Annotated in this window: 20 protein-coding genes and 1 pseudogene; 10 read left to right on the top strand and 11 right to left on the bottom strand. The window is 59.1% G+C overall.

Annotation, left to right across the window (positions count from 1 at the left end):
* The first annotated feature begins 8 nt into the window (after positions 1-8).
* Positions 9-644 carry a maleylacetoacetate isomerase gene (maiA, locus tag D8V06_RS15245; protein WP_056855077.1) on the top strand — a complete coding sequence of 212 codons (636 nt, stop codon included), beginning with the start codon at positions 9-11 and terminating at the stop codon, positions 642-644.
* 89 nt (positions 645-733) lie between these two features.
* On the opposite strand, the gene D8V06_RS15240 is transcribed toward maiA, so the two are convergent.
* On the bottom strand, positions 734-1,537 hold the full coding sequence (locus tag D8V06_RS15240) for a transglutaminase family protein (RefSeq protein WP_056855078.1): 804 nt from the start codon (positions 1,535-1,537) through the stop codon (positions 734-736).
* 183 nt (positions 1,538-1,720) lie between these two features.
* Here D8V06_RS15240 and D8V06_RS15235 point away from each other — a divergent pair, with 183 nt between their 5' ends.
* Positions 1,721-2,740: a Glu/Leu/Phe/Val dehydrogenase dimerization domain-containing protein gene (locus D8V06_RS15235; RefSeq protein ID WP_056855079.1), complete on the top strand. Its 1,020-nt coding sequence runs from the start codon at positions 1,721-1,723 to the stop codon at positions 2,738-2,740.
* 173 nt (positions 2,741-2,913) lie between these two features.
* On the opposite strand, the pseudogene D8V06_RS15230 reads toward D8V06_RS15235, so the two are convergent.
* Positions 2,914-3,153: pseudogene (locus D8V06_RS15230) on the bottom strand (YebG family protein); the annotation flags it as partial.
* A gap of 276 nt (positions 3,154-3,429) precedes the next feature.
* Here D8V06_RS15230 and D8V06_RS15225 point away from each other — a divergent pair.
* Positions 3,430-3,930 carry a phosphate-starvation-inducible PsiE family protein gene (locus D8V06_RS15225; RefSeq protein WP_056855081.1) on the top strand — a complete coding sequence of 167 codons (501 nt, stop codon included), beginning with the start codon at positions 3,430-3,432 and terminating at the stop codon, positions 3,928-3,930.
* On the opposite strand, the gene D8V06_RS15220 is transcribed toward D8V06_RS15225, so the two are convergent.
* Both D8V06_RS15220 and D8V06_RS15215 read right to left on the bottom strand, forming a co-directional pair.
* On the bottom strand, positions 3,927-4,244 hold the full coding sequence (locus tag D8V06_RS15220; protein ID WP_056855082.1) for a DUF3509 domain-containing protein: 318 nt from the start codon (positions 4,242-4,244) through the stop codon (positions 3,927-3,929). The genes D8V06_RS15225 and D8V06_RS15220 overlap by 4 nt on opposite strands.
* A 244-nt stretch (positions 4,245-4,488) precedes the next feature.
* A complete protein-coding gene (locus D8V06_RS15215) occupies positions 4,489-5,865 on the bottom strand; it encodes an L-serine ammonia-lyase (RefSeq protein WP_130931228.1) in 1,377 nt (458 codons plus the stop codon).
* 135 nt (positions 5,866-6,000) lie between these two features.
* On the opposite strand from D8V06_RS15215, the gene D8V06_RS15210 reads away from it, so the two are divergent.
* The 5 genes from D8V06_RS15210 (at position 6,001) to D8V06_RS15190 (ending at position 9,968) form a co-directional block, all read left to right on the top strand.
* Positions 6,001-6,948, top strand: a complete 948-nt coding sequence (locus D8V06_RS15210; protein ID WP_130905188.1) for a LysR substrate-binding domain-containing protein — start codon at positions 6,001-6,003, stop codon at positions 6,946-6,948.
* A gap of 214 nt (positions 6,949-7,162) precedes the next feature.
* Complete coding sequence (locus tag D8V06_RS15205) at positions 7,163-7,573, top strand: HPF/RaiA family ribosome-associated protein (RefSeq protein ID WP_056855085.1); 411 nt, start codon at positions 7,163-7,165, stop codon at positions 7,571-7,573.
* 188 nt (positions 7,574-7,761) lie between these two features.
* Positions 7,762-8,067: a DUF3649 domain-containing protein gene (locus tag D8V06_RS15200; RefSeq protein ID WP_056855086.1), complete on the top strand. Its 306-nt coding sequence runs from the start codon at positions 7,762-7,764 to the stop codon at positions 8,065-8,067.
* The gene (locus D8V06_RS15195) at positions 8,064-9,641 is read left to right on the top strand and encodes a PepSY-associated TM helix domain-containing protein (protein ID WP_130931227.1); all 1,578 of its coding nucleotides are present in this window, start codon (positions 8,064-8,066) and stop codon (positions 9,639-9,641) included. Before D8V06_RS15200 ends, D8V06_RS15195 begins: the two co-directional genes overlap by 4 nt.
* Positions 9,642-9,968 carry a DUF3325 domain-containing protein gene (locus D8V06_RS15190; RefSeq protein ID WP_130931226.1) on the top strand — a complete coding sequence of 109 codons (327 nt, stop codon included), beginning with the start codon at positions 9,642-9,644 and terminating at the stop codon, positions 9,966-9,968.
* Positions 9,969-9,994: 26 nt separating this feature from the next.
* Here D8V06_RS15190 and D8V06_RS15185 read toward each other — a convergent pair whose 3' ends face one another.
* Positions 9,995-10,870: an AraC family transcriptional regulator gene (locus tag D8V06_RS15185; protein WP_130905192.1), complete on the bottom strand. Its 876-nt coding sequence runs from the start codon at positions 10,868-10,870 to the stop codon at positions 9,995-9,997.
* Between the two features lie 151 nt (positions 10,871-11,021).
* On the opposite strand from D8V06_RS15185, the gene D8V06_RS15180 reads away from it, so the two are divergent.
* Entirely contained in the window at positions 11,022-11,924 is a 903-nt protein-coding gene (locus D8V06_RS15180; protein ID WP_130905193.1) for a DMT family transporter, read from the top strand.
* A 12-nt stretch (positions 11,925-11,936) separates the two neighbouring features.
* Here the strand turns inward: D8V06_RS15180 and D8V06_RS15175 are convergent, their stop codons facing one another.
* Both D8V06_RS15175 and D8V06_RS15170 read right to left on the bottom strand, forming a co-directional pair.
* Positions 11,937-12,446 (bottom strand): DUF2165 family protein, encoded by a 510-nt coding sequence (locus D8V06_RS15175; RefSeq protein ID WP_056855091.1) that lies wholly within the window; start codon positions 12,444-12,446, stop codon positions 11,937-11,939.
* A gap of 197 nt (positions 12,447-12,643) precedes the next feature.
* A complete protein-coding gene (locus D8V06_RS15170; RefSeq protein WP_130931225.1) occupies positions 12,644-13,624 on the bottom strand; it encodes a D-glycerate dehydrogenase in 981 nt (326 codons plus the stop codon).
* A 164-nt stretch (positions 13,625-13,788) separates the two neighbouring features.
* Between D8V06_RS15170 and D8V06_RS15165 the strand changes: the two genes are divergently transcribed.
* Positions 13,789-14,025 carry a hypothetical protein gene (locus D8V06_RS15165; protein ID WP_056855093.1) on the top strand — a complete coding sequence of 79 codons (237 nt, stop codon included), beginning with the start codon at positions 13,789-13,791 and terminating at the stop codon, positions 14,023-14,025.
* Positions 14,026-14,178: 153 nt separating this feature from the next.
* Here the strand turns inward: D8V06_RS15165 and D8V06_RS15160 are convergent, their stop codons facing one another.
* The 4 genes from D8V06_RS15160 to D8V06_RS15145 all read right to left on the bottom strand — a co-directional run.
* Entirely contained in the window at positions 14,179-14,928 is a 750-nt protein-coding gene (locus D8V06_RS15160; RefSeq protein WP_130931224.1) for a YkgJ family cysteine cluster protein, read from the bottom strand.
* An 83-nt stretch (positions 14,929-15,011) separates the two neighbouring features.
* Positions 15,012-15,338: a hypothetical protein gene (locus tag D8V06_RS15155; RefSeq protein WP_056855095.1), complete on the bottom strand. Its 327-nt coding sequence runs from the start codon at positions 15,336-15,338 to the stop codon at positions 15,012-15,014.
* Positions 15,339-15,381: 43 nt separating this feature from the next.
* Positions 15,382-15,840, bottom strand: a complete 459-nt coding sequence (locus tag D8V06_RS15150; protein WP_056855096.1) for an N-acetyltransferase — start codon at positions 15,838-15,840, stop codon at positions 15,382-15,384.
* 27 nt (positions 15,841-15,867) lie between these two features.
* Positions 15,868-16,759: chemotaxis protein (locus tag D8V06_RS15145; RefSeq protein ID WP_130931223.1), on the bottom strand; the 892-nt coding region annotated here is incomplete at its 5' end.

Raw genomic sequence — 16,759 nt, 5'->3', positions numbered from 1 at the left:
AACGGAGCATGGAACTCTATACCTACTACCGCTCTACATCGTCCTATCGGGTGCGCATCGCGTTGGCGCTCAAGGGGCTGGACTATCAGGCGCTGCCGATCAACCTGATCGCGCAGCCCGGTGGCGAACACCGCCAACCGCCGTACCTGGCCCTCAATCCCCAAGGCCGGGTGCCGGCCTTGAGCACTGAAGAAGGCGCGTTGCTGATCCAGTCACCGGCGATCATCGAGTACCTGGAGGAACGTTATCCACAGGTGCCGCTGCTGTCCAAAGACCTTGTCGCTCGTGCACATGAGCGCGGTGTGGCAGCGTTGATCGGTTGCGACGTGCATCCATTGCACAACGTCAGCGTGCTCAATCGGCTGCGGCAATTGGGCCATGATGAACCGCAGGTGATGGAGTGGATCGGGCACTGGATCGGCCAGGGGCTGGCGGCCGTGGAGCAGTTGATCGGCGAGCAAGGCTACTGCTTTGGCCCGCAGCCCGGATTGGCAGATGTTTACCTGATCCCACAGTTGTATGCCGCTGAGCGTTTCAACATTTCCCTTGAGGCGTACCCGCGAATTCGTCGGGTGGCGGCATTGGCAGCCACGCATCCGGCGTTCATCAAGGCGCATCCGGCAAACCAACCGGACACGCCGTAACACCTCTGTAGGAGCGAGCCTGCTCGCGATTACGGTCTTGGATGGATCGCCGTTATCGCGAGCAGGCTCGCTCCCACAAAGGTTTGTTTTCAGTGGACGATTGAGTTGGGCGGCAAATGCCCAAGCCGTTCCGTCAGGCGAATGCGCTGGATCGGGTCGTCACTGAGCAACAGCGCATGCTCCAGATCGAAGCGCTCGGCGTTCGGGCAGTCCAGGCGTTGGTAGAGACTGGCGCGGGCCAGGTAGTCGGCGGCGTTGGCGTTACCCAGTTCAAGCACGCGCTCGGCGTCGATCAGGGCACCAATGTAATCGTCGTGGGAAAGGTGCAACTGGCGCAGGTTGCGCGACAGCCGTTGCAGCATCTGCACCGGTTCGGCTGTCACCAGGTGTTCGGCACTGAGCTTGATGTTCGGGCCGTACTGGCGCTGCAGCAGTTCGCGGCAGTCGTTGGGGTAGAGTCGGCGACCGCCGCAGGGATCGAGCAAGTGATCGGCACCGGGCACACGCAAGAGAAAATGGCCGGGGAAGTTTACCCCGACCAAGGGAATTTCCAGGCCTCTGGCCAATTCCAGCGCAATCAGCCCCAGGGCCAGCGGTTGCCCGCGTCGGCGTTCCAACACTTTATGGATCAACGCTGCTTGCGGCCGCAAGGGTGTGGCATCGTCCTGCGCGAACCCCAGATCATTCATGCGCCGCAGCAACGGCTGCGCCAGCTCGCTCACCGGCAGCATTGGCAAGCCGCCGCTGGCTCGTTGTTGCAGTTCTCGCACCTTTTCCAGCGTTGCCTCGGGGGACACTTCGCTGTCATGTTCGACGCAAATCCACAGCGCCGCCTCGAACAGGGCGGGCGGTGAACGTTGCAGGCAAGCGAAAAACGATTGTCGCGGCGTCATTGAAATCTCCGGGCAATGCCTCGTTTTAGCCCCGTCTCCGCTATTCGTCCAGTGCCTTGCAGGGGCAACAACAGGTTATTTCCGAAAGACTCTACAGCTGCGTCGCTTATTCCGGTGCGCTTCTGCAATTTTTGGGCGCAAGCCTATACTGGCGACTACAAGAAGTGATTCGGGAGCCTTACGATGTTTGCTCTCATGCAAAGCACTCGCCTTGAATCGCTGCACCTGAGCGTTGACCCGGTCACCGGGTTGAAGGCGGTCATTGCCATCCATAACAGCCGACTGGGACCTGCCCTGGGCGGCTGTCGTTACCTTGCCTACCCTAGCGACGAGTCTGCTGTCGAGGATGCCATACGCCTTGCCCAAGGCATGAGTTACAAAGCGGCACTGGCCGGCCTGGCCCAGGGGGGCGGGGTGGCGGTGATTGTCCGGCCTGCCCATGTCGCGAACCGCGGGGCGCTGTTCGAAGCTTTCGGACGCTGTATCGATCAACTCGACGGACGCTACATCACGGCCATCGACAGCGGTACTTCCGTGGCGGACATGGATTGCATCGCGCAACAGACCCAGCACGTCACCAGCACGACCTCGGCGGGTGATCCTGCGCCGCATGCGGCGATGGGCGTATTCACCGGCATTCGCGCCACCGCCATGGCCCGCTTGGGCAGCGACAATCTAGAAGGTTTGCGTGTGGCTATTCAGGGCCTGGGCAATGTCGGATTCGCCCTCGCGGAACAGCTGCATGCCGCGGGTGCCGAGTTGCTGGTCAGCGACATCGATCACGGCAAAGTGCAACTGGCCATGGAGCAACTTGGCGCGCATCCGATTGCCAACGATGCATTGCTCAGCACGCCATGCGACATTCTGGCCCCGTGTGGTCTGGGCGGGGTGCTGAACAGTCATAGCGTCACGCAATTGCGCTGTTCGGCGGTGGCGGGCTCGGCGAATAATCAGCTGACGCACCTGGACGTCGCCGATCAACTTGAGCGACGCGGCATCCTGTACGCACCGGATTACGTGATCAATGCCGGTGGCTTGATCTACGTTTCGCTCAAACACCGTGGTGAAGAGCTGTCGACCATCACTGCGCATTTGTCGAAAATCAGCACGCGACTTACTGAAGTCTTTGCCCATGCCCAGGCGGAGAAACGTTCACCGGCGCGGGTGGCCGATGAGTTGGCCGAGAAAGTGCTGTACCGATAACAAGAACCTTTGAGTCTGGAAAATGAAAAAGGCCCTGAGTCATTCGACTCAGGGCCTATTCAATTCGCATGTCACTTCGCAGCTTTCGGTGCCTTGGCCGGTTTGGCCGCTGGTGCCGGCTCTACGGCTTCAACCGCTTCGACCGTTGGCGCGATTTCAGCCGGTGCGGTCAGCAACTCGGACAGGGCGTCCGGCTGGCTCTTGAATGCCTTGGCGAAGACATCGCGATTTTTCGCCATGTAGATCCCGGCTTCTTCCACTTGCTGCTCGGTCAGGGACGGAACGGCTTTTTGCAACACTTCAGCCAGCAACTCGGCCAGTTCGAGCATTTTGTCATGACGGTCAGCTTCGGCTTTATCCATGAACAAGCGCTCCAGATCTCGGCTGCTGCGGTATACCACTTCGACGGCCATTCACCACCTCACATGCCTTCACATTGGTTGTCGATTTCGACTACTGTATCTATATACAGCGAAAAGGATAAGCGAATCCCTTTGCTTTGGGTAGTGGCTTTTTAATGTAGTCCGGATTCAGGGTTTGTCAGGTGCACGGCACCCAAGGTGCGACCAAACGCCACGGCGCGCAATTGCGGGCCGCTCGCCATCATGCAGTGGCCTTTTTTCTGCATGCGCAAAACCGTCACGTCCAACCCGCATTATCCGGTCGAGCCGACCTAAGGAAGCATCATCGTGAAAATCAACTGGGCCGAAAAGCTGCGGCAGAATGTGCATCAACTGGCTGAGTCCCTGGGCAACCTGTTCGTCGAAACCTTTCATTACCTCGCACTGTTCGCCATCGGTGCGGTGACCGCGTGGGCGGCGGTGATGGAGTTTCTCGGGATGCTCGAGAAGGGGCACATCAAGATTGATGACATCCTGCTGCTGTTCATCTACCTGGAACTGGGGGCGATGGTCGGGATTTACTTCAAGACCAACCACATGCCGGTGCGTTTCCTGATCTACGTGGCGATCACTGCGCTGACGCGGCTGTTGATATCCAACGTGTCGCACCACAATCCACCGGACCTGGGGATCATCTACCTGTGTGGCGGTATTCTGCTGCTGGCGTTTGCGATTCTGGTGGTGCGTTACGCTTCGTCGCAGTTTCCGTCGGTGAAGATAGAAAACCCGCACCGCAAGATCGGTGCGGGTTCCAGTGAACACCCGGAGGTGGAGAAGGGCGAGCTTTAAAGGCCCATGGTGGGGCGCGGGCGCCCTTTGGCTGGGGGTGGCGGCAGGCTGCGCGTGCCGCCATCGGTCATGGATTCGAGGACGGCCACGGCGCTGTGGCCTTGTTCGATGGCGATGCCGAACTGGATGCTTTGCACCAGTCGTTTAAGGCGTGCAGGGTCATTGCGTTGCTCGGCACTGATCATGCGTTTGGCAACGATCCGGCCATTGTTGGAAAGGGTCAGCATGATGCTGCCGTCCAGGCCCTGAATGCTCAGGTTGATCTGGTAATCCGCTGCAAAGGCATCGGTAATGAGCTGAAAGGGGTTGTCCATGATGCGTCACCGCCTGATTGAACGTGCAGTTGTTGACCGGCCGTGATCGGGTTGGTTCGCAACGCCGGACCACCGGCCATTTCACGGCCATATCGCCATCATTGTTCCAACAGGGATGTAGCAAGGGGCATGCCGACTGGATTGTCGGACAATGATCACGGCAAAAAGAAGGCGGGCACTGTGGCCCGCCTTCTTTTTGCCTGCACGATTCAGGGCATTAAACCGTGATGCGCCTCGAAAACGATCAGCACTCTACCCAGTTCACCGCCAGGCCGCCGCGTGAGGTCTCTTTGTATTTGTCGTGCATGTCGGCACCGGTGTCGCGCATGGTGCGGATCACCCGATCCAGGGAAATGAAGTGTTTGCCGTCGCCGCGCAGAGCCATTTGCGTGGCGTTGATCGCCTTGACGGCGGCAATCGCGTTGCGTTCGATGCACGGCACTTGCACCAGCCCGCCCACCGGGTCACAGGTCAGGCCGAGGTTGTGTTCGAGGCCGATTTCCGCGGCGTTTTCCAGTTGCTCCGGCGTGGCCCCCAGCACCTCTGCCAGGCCAGCGGCAGCCATGGCGCAGGCTGAGCCGACTTCACCCTGGCAACCCACTTCGGCGCCGGAGATCGAGGCGTTTTTCTTGCACAGAATGCCCACCGCTGCCGCGCCCAGGAAGAACGCCACGACATCATCGTCCGAAGCATCCGGGTTGAACTTCATGTAGTAGTGCAACACCGCCGGGATTATGCCAGCCGCGCCGTTGGTCGGTGCGGTGACCATGCGCCCGCCGGCGGCGTTTTCTTCGTTCACGGCGAGGGCGAACAGGTTCACCCATTCCATCGCCGAGAGGGTCGAGGTGATGACGTTCGGTTTGCCGATTTCCAGCAGGCTACGGTGCAATTTCGCCGCGCGACGAGGAACATTCAGACCGCCCGGCAGGATGCCCTCATGGTTCAAGCCCTGCTCGACGCACTCGCGCATCACCGACCAGATATGCAGCAAGCCCTGGCGGATTTCGGCGTCACTGCGCCAGGCCCGTTCGTTGGCCATCATCAATTCGGAAACCCGCAAGTTGTGCTGGTTGCACAGCTGAAGCAATTCGACGGCGCTGGAAAAATCGTACGGCAGCAGCACTTCGCTGGCCGGTGAGATCCCGGATTCGGCTTCAGCCGCTTCGATGATGAAACCGCCACCAACCGAGTAATACGTCTGTTCAAACAGCTCGCCGGTTTCGCCGAAGGCTGTCAGGGACATGGCGTTGGGGTGGTAGGGCAGGCTTTCGTCAAGCAGCAGCAGATCGTGTGCCCAGTCGAAGGCGATGGTCACCTGGCCTGCCAGGGACAATTCGCCGGTTTCGCGCAGGGTCTGGATTCGACTGTCGATGGACGTGGGATTGATGCTGTCCGGCCACTCGCCCATCAAGCCCATGACACAGGCGCGGTCGGTGGCGTGGCCGACGCCGGTTGCCGACAGGGAGCCGTAGAGGCGGATTTCAACTCGCCGCACATCGGCGAGCAAATGTTGATCGACCAGCGCTTGGGAGAAGGTCGCAGCTGCACGCATCGGACCCACGGTATGAGAGCTGGATGGGCCGATGCCGACTTTGAAGAGATCGAAAAAACTGATAGCCATGCTAAAGCCTATTCCTGCAATGGAAGATGAATCGCTGCCATTTTTGTAGGACAAGCGCACTTTCAGCGATACTGCCTGCCTCGGTCCTACGTGACCAACGAAACTTCCTAAGACAGCCTTTAGCAGGACTAAACAATGAGCCGTCAATTGCACGCCCAGACCTACGTGTGGCTACAGGTGTTTTCCTGCGCCGCCCGGCACTTGTCGTTCACCCGTTGTGCGGAAGAACTGCACATCACGCCGGGGGCGGTCAGCCAGCAGATCCGCCAGCTTGAAGAGCGCCTGGGTTTTCGCTTGTTTCATCGACGTGCAAGGGGCGTGGAGTTGAGTGCTGAAGGCCAGCGACTGGCCATCACCGTCAATGAGGCTTACGGCAGCATCGATGCGGAATTGCGTCGACTGGACGCCGGCATGATCAGCGGCACCTTGCGCGTGCGTTCGATTCCATCGTTCCTCAGCAAATGGCTGACGCCACGCTTGCCGCGATTGCAGCAGCGGTTTCCGGACATCCAGTTGCGCCTGGTGGCCGAGGACAGCAGCGTGCCGTTGCATGAGGGCGATTTCGATTTGGCCATCGACCTCAACGACGGCAGTTATCCGGGACTGTTATCCACAGCCTTGCTCGACGAACAGATTTTTCCGGTCTGTGCACCGGGCCTTCTGCGCGGTCGCCCGCCGCTGCATGGGCCGGCGGACTTGATGCACTTTCCACTGCTGCATGACATCACAGCCTGGCGTGGCAGTTATGAATACGCCGAATGGGAGTTCTATCTCAACGCCATCGGTTTCGAAGGAGCCGATGTGCGTCGTGGTCACACGTTCAATCGCAATCACCTGACTATCGAAGCGGCCATCGCCGGGATGGGCGTTGCCATTGCCCGGCGAACGCTGCTCAACGATGAGTTGGAGCGCGGCGCATTGATCGTGCCGTTTGGGCTGACGGTGCCTAATCACAAACGCTACATGGTGCTCTATGCGCCGGGGGCGCTGAGTCATCCGGGCGTGCGTGCGGTGCATGACTGGCTGGTGGAAGAAGCGGGGATTTTTCGCGGTTTGCATCCGCTGGGCGAGCGGCAGATGTGAGCAATTATTACGTAGGGGCGGACCGAACCAACTCCCGACCTTAACAGCGCTTTTGCCAGTTGTCCGGCTTTTTTTGCGATTAGAAATTTATCTTTTTTTAGGGGTTGAATTGTTCAGCGTACAGACCGATTGTGTAAGTAAGAGGTCACGGTGATGACGCCCAAGGGCTTAGCTGACCGGCCTCTCGCGAGCTAGCTGAAATAAGGGATGAACTATGCAAATCCAAGTCAATAGCGATAACCATATTCAAGGCAGTAAACGACTGGAGGAGTGGGTACGTACTACCATTGAGAGCACGCTCGAACGATATGAGGAGGACCTGACACGCGTCGAGGTTCACCTGCGGGACGAGAACGGCGACAAGCCGGGTCCCCACGATTTGCGCTGCCAACTGGAAGCGCGGCCAAAAGGCCACCAACCGATTTCCGTCACCCATAAAGCCGCCAGCCTGGAACTGGCGATCGATGGAGCCGCTGAAAAACTCGAACATGCGCTGGAACATCTGTTCGGCAAATTGCGAGGCAAACCACGAGCCGCTGTGGTGCCGTTCGAGCGCAGGGCCCACGCCGATGTGCTACTGGAAGAAGAGTTTCTTGAAAACGAACAGGCTGCGCAAAACGGTTGAAGCCTGATTCACTGTTTTTACTTACCCACCGAAACGGGCCTGCATTGCAGGCCCGTTTTGTTTTCAGGATTCACTGAGCAAGTGATCACGGCTTCACTTCTTTTGCGTATAAGAATCTTTATCATTAGTATTGCGCCTTGCTGGCCACGTGATATTCACGCCGCCTCACCAGGTTCCAAGGTCGCAACATGAAAGCCACAAGCAAGACGCTCCCCGTTTCCTATCGACTGGCGGTCACATCACGCGTGCTGGCTGCCGTGCTTGGCGGCTATGTCGTCTCGGCGCTGGCGAGTGTCTGCCTGACGCTGTGGGTGCCAATGGCCCGCGCCGAAGCGGTGGTGACCGGAATGCTCAGTTCCTTCCTGGTCTATCTGCTTGCGGTGATCTGGTGCTTTGCTTGTCGAACAGCGTGGCGAGCCTGGGCCGGGTTGATCCTGACAGGCCTGCTGTTGGCGGCGTTGGCAGGGCTGGCTTACTGGATGGGGCAATCATGAAAGAGGGATTTCGCCAGGCAATGGCCTGGTTGCACACCTGGGTCGGTTTGCTCTTCGGTTGGCTGCTGTTTGCGATTTTCCTGACCGGCACACTGGCCTATTTCAAGGATGAGACCACTCACTGGATGCAGCCGGAAATCCCCGCGCGGTCGGTGTCCACCGAATCGAGCCTGGCCCTTGCCCAGGATTACCTTCAGCAACAGGCTCCCGGCGCATCACGCTGGATCATTGAATTGCCCAGCGCCCGCGAACCGGCACTCTCGGTACGCTGGCAACAGGCACCGGCAAAGCCCGGTGAGCGCGGCCAACTCACGGCAAAATTGCTCGATCCGCAAACCGGCCGTGAGGTGCAGGCCCGGGACACCCAGGGCGGCGAGTTCTTCTACCGTTTCCATTTCCAGCTGCAAATGCCCTATCCGTGGGGGCGTTGGCTGTCGACCATTGCAGCGATGGTGATGTTCGTCGGGTTGATCAGCGGGATCATCACCCACAAGAAAATCTTCAAGGACTTCTTCACCTTCCGCCCGCGCAAAGGCCAGCGCTCCTGGCTCGACGGGCATAACGCAGTCGGTGTGCTGGTATTGCCGTTTCACCTGATGATCACCTACAGCAGCCTGGTGATTTTCATGAGCATGGTGATGCCGGCGAGCATTTTGGCGGCGTACAAAGGCGATGTGCAGGCGTTTTTCAGCGACGTGTTTCCAGCGGCCAATACCGCGAAAGCCGCTGGTCAGCCAACGCCATTGCTGCCCCTGGCGCCGCTGCTGGAAAAGGCCCGCGGGCAATGGGCGGGTGGCCAGGTCAGGCGCTTGACGGTGAATAATCCGGGTGATGCGAACGCCACTGTGGTGTTGGCTCGCAGCGGTGCAGACCGCGTGGTTCACGATTTCGGCAGCGCCGTGACGTTCAACGGCGTGACCGGGCAACTGCTCGCCGCGACCCCGGCGCAAGCCATGCCAATGGCCGTCGCCGGCACTTTCTACGGTTTGCACATGGGCCATTTCGCCGGTCCGCTGTTGCGCTGGTTGTACTTTATCTGTGGGCTGGCAAGCACGGCGATGATCGGCACCGGGCTGGTGATCTGGCTTGGCAAGCGGCAGCTCAAACATGCCAGGAGCAGCGTGATGCCCTTCGAACTGCGGCTGGTGGAGGTGCTGAATATTGCCGGTATGTCGGGGTTGGTCGTCGCGGTAGCCGGGTTTTTCTGGGCCAACCGTTTGTTGCCGATCGGGTTGGCCGAGCGCGGCAATTGGGAGGTCAACAGTTTCTTCATTCTATGGGCGCTGAGCCTGCTGCATGCCATCTCTCGCCGAGGGCGCACGGCGTGGGTCGAGCAGTTGTCGTTGGCCGCGTTGCTGTTTGGCACCTTGCCATTGCTCAATGCACTGACCACGCCGTATCACTTGGGCAGCTCCTTGATAGAAGGTGATTGGGCCATGGCCGGTTTCGATTTGGCATGCCTGGTCAGCGGGCTGTTCCTCGCCTGGGCTGCCTGGAAAATGCGGCGCGCCGCAAAGACCGATGTCGTCCGGCAACGTGCCCAAGCAATCACCCTTGAGCAAGAGGCGAACTGAATGTTGCTGGCCCTTTTGCTCTGCTATAGCGGTTTTACCGCGTTGTGTTTGTCGATGGACCGCCATCATGCCGACCTGCTGGGACGCAAACCGTCAACGCGCTCGCGTCAGTGGTTGAAAGTCGCGGGCTGGGTGTTGCTGGCGATTTCGTTGTGGCCGGCGGTATCAGCGATGAACTGGGCGCTCGGGTTAGTGGATTGGTTTGCGGTGTTGATGCTCAGTGCCTTGCTGCTGGTGTTGCTCATACCGTATCGCCCGCGCCTGGCCTTGGCGTTGGCCGTTGTGAGCTTGCTGGCCAGCCCGATTGTCGCGTTCGCACAGTATTGAATGGATGATCTGCCAGCCTCTGGATATCAGCGCAAAAACGCCTGCCGATATTCCCCGGGCGTCCCACCCAGGCTCTGGCGAAAACGATTGGTAAAGTGACTGGCGCTGGCAAATCCGCACGCCAGGGCTATCTCGCCCAACGGCTGCGAAGTCGAGCGCAACAGTTCCCGCGCCCGGTTCAGGCGTCGTGCCAACACGTACTGATGTGGCGGCAAACCGAAACTCTCACGGAACATCCGCGCAAAGTGGTATTCCGACAGCGCGCACAACGCTGCCAGTTGCCCCAGGCTGATGGCTTGATCCAGATGGCTGTCGATGTACTCCACCAACAAACGCCGTTGGTGTGCTGCCAAACCACCCTTGAGACGCAGACCCGGTCGCACGCTCACCTGGCTGAGCAGGGCGTGGCTGAGAATCTCGTGGGCCAGGCTGCTGGTGAGCAGGCGCTCGCCCGGCTCTTCCCAGTTGAGGCTGATCAACTGACGAAAACGCACCGCCTGCTGCGGGTCATCGAGAAACGTCCGTTCGCGCAGTTGCAACTCCCGTGGTTCGCGGTCCAGCAGGGTGACGCAGCCAAGGGCAAATTGTTCCGGGCTGAAATACAGGTGAGCCAGGCGAATGTCGCCATTGATCACCCAGCCTGACTGGTGGTCGGCGGGCAATATGCACAATTTGTCGGGGCCACCCTTGTTGCCGGGTTGGTCACGGCGAAAGGTGCCGGTGCCGCCAGCGATATAGCACGACAGCGTGTGATGGCTTGGCGCTTCGTAATCCTGGGCGTCGTGGTGGTTGCTCCACAAGGCTGCGGACAAGCCGTCACCGAGCTCGGCGCTGTGCTCGAGGCGAGCATTCGGCGAGCGGTTGAGGGCTTGAAAGACTTGTAGGGTATCCAGTGAGGCCATGTTCGTTGCTCGCTAACGCCTGCTTCCAACGCCTTGCATCCTACTCTGTAGCGCTGCGACTGCCAGCCAGTTGCCTGACAAAAGCGCAAGTTTATGCAAGTGCGCAAAGGCACGGCGCAGGACACTGAGCGCCTATCGAGGAGCCTTTGCCATGAACCTGTCGTTATACCTGTTGACTGTGCTGATCTGGGGCACCACCTGGATTGCCCTGAAATGGCAACTGGGCGTGGTGGCGATTCCCGTATCGATCGTCTATCGCTTCGGCCTGGCAGCACTGGTGCTGTTCGCGATGTTGTTGCTCAGCCGAAAGCTGCAAGTGATGAACCGGCGCGGGCATCTGATTTGTCTGGCGCAGGGTTTGTGTCTGTTTTGCATCAATTTCATGTGTTTCCTGACGGCCAGCCAGTGGATTCCCAGCGGTCTGGTGGCCGTGGTGTTTTCCACCGCGACCCTGTGGAACGCCCTCAATGCGCGGGTGTTCTTCGGCCAGAAAATCGCCCGCAATGTGTTGATGGGTGGTGCGTTGGGCTTGCTCGGGCTGGGCCTGTTGTTCTGGCCTGAACTCGCTGGCCACACCGCCAGCCCGCAAACCTTGCTCGGGTTGGGTCTGGCGCTGCTCGGCACCTTGTGTTTCTCGGCGGGCAACATGTTGTCGAGCCTGCAACAGAAAGCCGGGCTCAGACCGTTGACGACCAATGCCTGGGGCATGGCGTACGGCGCGGCGATGTTGTCGGTGTGGTGCCTGGTCAAGGGCATCCCGTTCGAGATGGAATGGAATGCGCGCTACATTGGCTCGCTGCTGTATCTGGTGATTCCAGGTTCGGTGATCGGTTTCACTGCTTACCTCACGCTGGTCGGTCGCATGGGGCCGGAGCGTGCGGCTTATTGCACCGTGCTGTTCCCGGTGGTGGCGCTGAACGTCTCGGCGATTGCCGAAGGCTATCAGTGGACCGCGCCGGCGCTGGCAGGGTTGGTGATGGTCATGTTGGGTAACGTCTTGGTGTTCCGCAAACCCAAGCCGAGTGTAAGTCCGATGGCGAGGAAACTGGCATGAACAGCCAGGGAGTCAGTTATCCTTCACCGCCAGCAGATAGATCAGCCCAAAAAACATGTATTCGATATTGCTTCTTGCCCAATAGAAGGCATTACGATTGACGGAAGACTCCATGTCGAACCACTCGTTGAGAATGATTACATATAAAACCTGGTAAACGAAAATGGCGCTGCTGAATCCAATGATGGCGAATTTTTTTGCTTCATGGAATTCACTTCGTGGTGCTGCAAGTTTGCGGTATATCTGATAGGCGCCTACCAGGAAACTGATGGTAAAGATGACTTCCAACGTTATGATTGCCCAGTAAAAACGATGATGAAAAAGCGGATGAGTGACGGCCCGGTAAAGTCGAGAATCATTACCGGTGGTATCGCTCATGCTGATGATTCGCCCGATATACTCGGTGTAGGCTGCATAGTCGGTGAAGTTGTTGATGGAAGTAGTGAATCCGAACAAAAAAGCTATCAGGACGACGAGTAGTTTGCTCCTTCTGATAACTAAGGTGGTGGTGAAGTTATTCATTAGAGTGCACTCCGATTGCACGATTATTGCCATTGTTGTGTCGGAGTCTATCTATCTTTCTCGGGAAGAAGTTTGGTACTGAATTGCAAGTTGTGTCGTTGTGCATATTTGTAGGAGTTGACGCAGGCTGCGATTTTTATTTAACGATCAAATTTGAAAAATCGCAGCCTTGGGCAACTTCTGCAGGAATACTCGGTTTAATTCTTGCCTTTCCAGACGTGCGGGTTCACCAGGTCTTGCGGTCGTTCGCCGAGCAGCGCGCTGCGCAGGTTGGCCAGGGCGCGGTTGGCCATCGCTTCGCGGGTTTCATGTGTGGCCGAGCCAATGTGCGGCAAGGTCACCGCGTTTTTCAGCTGGTAAAGCGGCGACTCAGCCAGCGGTTCTTTTTCGTAGACATCCAGCCCTGCGCCTCGAATGCGGTTGTTTTGCAGCGCTTCGATCAGTGCCGGCTCGTCGACCACCGGGCCACGCGCAATGTTCACCAGAATGGCGCTTGGCTTCATCAGCGCCAGTTCGCGGTGGCTGATCAAGTGCCTGGTTTTCTCACTGAGCGGCACCACCAGGCATACGAAGTCGGCTTCGGCCAGAAGATCATCGAGGCTGCGGAATTGCGCGCCCAGTTCCTGTTCCAGCGCAGGCTTGCGGCTGTTGCCGCTGTAGAGGATCGGCATGTTGAAGCCCAGGCGGCCACGGCGGGCGATGGCGGCACCGATGTTGCCCATGCCGACGATGCCCAGGGTCTTGCCGTGCACATCGCAACCGAACAGCTGCGCGCCGACCGTGGCCTGCCATTGTCCGGCCTTGGTCCACGCATCCAGTTCGGCGACGCGACGGGCACTGCTCATCAGCAAGGCGAAAGCCAGGTCGGCAGTGCTTTCGGTGAGCACGTCCGGGGTGTTGGTCAGCATGATCCCGCGTTCGCTCAGGTACGCCACATCATAGTTGTCATACCCCACCGAGACGCTGGACACCACTTCCAGTTTCGCGGCGTTCTCCAGTTGCGCGCGTCCGAGCTTGCGACCGACGCCGATCAAGCCATGGGCATGGGGCAGGGCTTCGTTGAACTGGGTGTTGATGTCGCCGTTTTTCGGGTTGGGCACAATGACGTCGAAATCTTGCTGCAGACGTTCGACCATCTCAGGCGTGATGCGGCTGAAGGCGAGGACGGTTTTTTTCATGGATGCAGGCTCGTCGGGCGGAGGAGGATGCTGAGCACGCTAACATTCTTCGCGGGATTTGTGCGAGTCGCTTAACAGCAGCTTGCAGCGCTTCATCCAGTTATACTGGCGCCTTTCGTGGCTCGCTGACCGGGCCCGACATTTGCGCATCACCCGGAGCTTTCATGACTTCCCCGAAACAACCGCCTGCCGACGACGTCTTGAGCGACAGCGTCGACGCCAGCGCCGACAGCGAAACCAAAGCCGAAATCCCGGCGTTCAAGTTCCCGTTCAAACCGGGTGAACTGGCGTCCGCCAAGGGCTCCAACCAGCCGTGGTACAAGAACGGTGCCAAAAACGGCCACACCAAGACCCCAGGCATGGCGCCTCCGGGTACTCGGCGGTCGATGGGCAAGCGCTGAACACCGGATGATCGCGGTGGCAGGACTATCCCCATCGCCAGCAGGCTGGCTCCCACAGTGGTATGAGATGTTCGTGAATTTTATGTTCAGCGCTGACCCTGTGGGAGCCAGCTTGCTGGCGATGACGCCGGTGCAAACACAGCAAATCCCGAATCAAGCCGCCCGCAACGAAATAAACGCATAGTTCGCAGGCTGCTCAGTCGCCAATTGCGCACCGGCCGCCATTACCTGCCCGGCAATGTCCTCGCCGGATACATGAAACTGCCACTCGCTGCTCCACTCCGGCAGCGTCTGCCCGGTCAATTCGTCGATGATCGTGGCGAACTCGTGCATGTCCGGCAGAAAAGCGGTGAATCCATCGCCTTTCAGCGCGGCCGTGCGAAACCCAAGCAGCGCACAAATGGCGTCTTTGACCTGGATGTCATCGCGGTCCGCTTGACGGGAACGCTGGATCAGCTCTGACAACTCGCGGTCGACCAACTCGCCACCGACGATCAGCTCAGGCCCTTTTTCCCACGACTCGGGCGGGCAATCCTTCCCGGCCGTATTCAGTGGAATGTGCGGATTGATCTCCATCGGATAAATGCGGCACACCAGCGGCCGCCGCTCATAGATGCGGCAGAGGTTGTCTTCGTCAAGATTCCGGCAGGCACCGACGTTGTAAGCCGCAAAGGTGATGGCGACGTAGGCCTCTGCGTCGGCGCTGCGAACCCGCGCCGATCGGCGTTCGGCGTGTTCTCGTTGCTGCTCCGGCAAGCCCAGCCCGTTACTTAAAAAGGCTTCCGCCAGAATGATCACTTGCCCCCCGTCCGCCGCCCACATGCGGGCTTCGGGCAGGGTCAGGGGTACATGGTGGTCATTGCAGCATTTGCCACAGCCTACGCAGGAAAACGTCGTATTCATTTAACGGTCAGTCGCATCCGGGGGCATCAATCGGCGACAGGATGCCGCCGTGCAGATCCCTGACGAAGCAAGTTATGCGCCACTCACTGCGCCTTGGTGGCCGGGCGGATGGAGTCCCATTCGGTGACGTAAGCGGTTTTGCTTTTTTTGTTGTACAGGCACAGCTCGGTGCCTTGCGCGCCTTTCATGTGTTTTTGCGGATACTGGCCTTGCAACAAAAGCGCGGTGTAGCCAACGCGGTCATCGAACTGCGCGGCATTGCCGACGGGTTTGGCATCCTTGAGGCCACTGGCCTTGGTGCAACTGGCGAGCACGGTTTTATCGTAGGCGGCCCAGGCATCAGGGCTGGAGGCGTGGGCCTGGGTAGCGAGGGCCGTGAGGCAGAGGAAGGTCAGGGTGGCAGCTTTCATGGGTCAGCAATCCTTGGGCAGACAGGGCCAGCATGTGAGTATGTCAGAGTGGAACCGGTTCCCGACGCACCTCACGCATTCCGACACTTTCATATAACCGCCGCGCCCGATGGTTGTCTTCCAGTACCTTCAAATCCACAAAACCTTCCCGTCTCTGATCAAATACCTTGAACGCATGCAACAGCAGCGCGCGTCCCAGGCCCCGGCGTTGCGCCCGTGGATGCACCACCAGATTCTTGATGTAGGCACTGGTCCAGCATTGGCACACGGCAACTACGCCTTCGGCGTCCAGGGCCACAAAGCACAGCGCGGGATCGTATTCAGGATCGGTTTCAAAATTTTGTTGCCAGCGCTCCAGCGCCGGCACCCGGCCACCGCCGTCGCGGTAACCCAGTTCCATCAAGCGATGTACCGCTTGTGCAAGTTCGGGGCGATAGTCAATCAATTGGACGCCAGTTGGCCAGTCAATGGCCGGCGCGACCTCTGCGAGGTTGCGCCGCATCAACCAGCAATAGTCCCCGGCCAAGGCTCAATGACCTTGTTCGGCCACAGCCTTGGCCGCGTCGATCAGGCACTTGGTCAGTTCCGGTGAGGAGAATTTGGTCAACACCGCGTTCGCCCCGGCCTGACGGGCCTTTTCGCTGTTCATCGCGCTGTCCAGCGAGGTGTGCAACAGCACGTAGAGGTGCGCGAAGTCCGGGGTTTCGCGCAGGGTGCGGGTGAAGGCGTAGCCGTCCATCTCGGACATTTCGATGTCGGAGACAATCAGGTTGATCTGTTGCGCGGTGCCTTGCAGGTCGAGCAGGCAATCGATGGCTTCCTTGGCGCTGCGTGCGGTGTGGCATTGCAGGCCGAGGTTGCGCAGGGTATGCACCGATTGCTGCAAGGCGACCTGGCTGTCATCGACCACCAGAATCCTCGCGTTACCCAATATTTCGGCGTCTTCCATGCTCAGTTCGGTCGGTGCCATCTCGATCTGCACCGGGGCGATGCCGTGGATGACTTTTTCGATGTCCAGCACCTGCACCAGCGTGCCGTCGACCGAGGTGACACCGGTGATGTACGCGCTTCTGCCACCGGAACCAAAGGGCGGCGGGCGGATGTCGGTGGTCAGGCAGTGAACGATCTTGCTCACCGCCTGAACATGCAGGCCCTGCTTGGAGCGGCTGACATCGGTGACGATCAGGCAGCCACCGTCCGGATCTTCCAGTGGGCGCTCGCCGATGGCGCGGCTGAGATCGATCACTGACAACGAGGTACCGCGCAAGGTGGCAATACCCTTCACGTGCGGGTGCGACTCCGGCAGTTTGGTCAGCGGCGGGCAGGGGATGATTTCGCTGACTTTGAGCAGGTTGATCGCCATCAACTTGCCGCTGCGCAAGGTAAACAGCAGAAGCGAAAGTGAGTCTGCGCGGGCTTTG

Origin of the sequence: Pseudomonas sp. Sample_24 (assembly GCF_004307605.1) — a bacterium.
GTDB lineage: Bacteria > Pseudomonadota > Gammaproteobacteria > Pseudomonadales > Pseudomonadaceae > Aquipseudomonas.
This window is presented reverse-complemented; position numbering and strand designations above follow the sequence as displayed.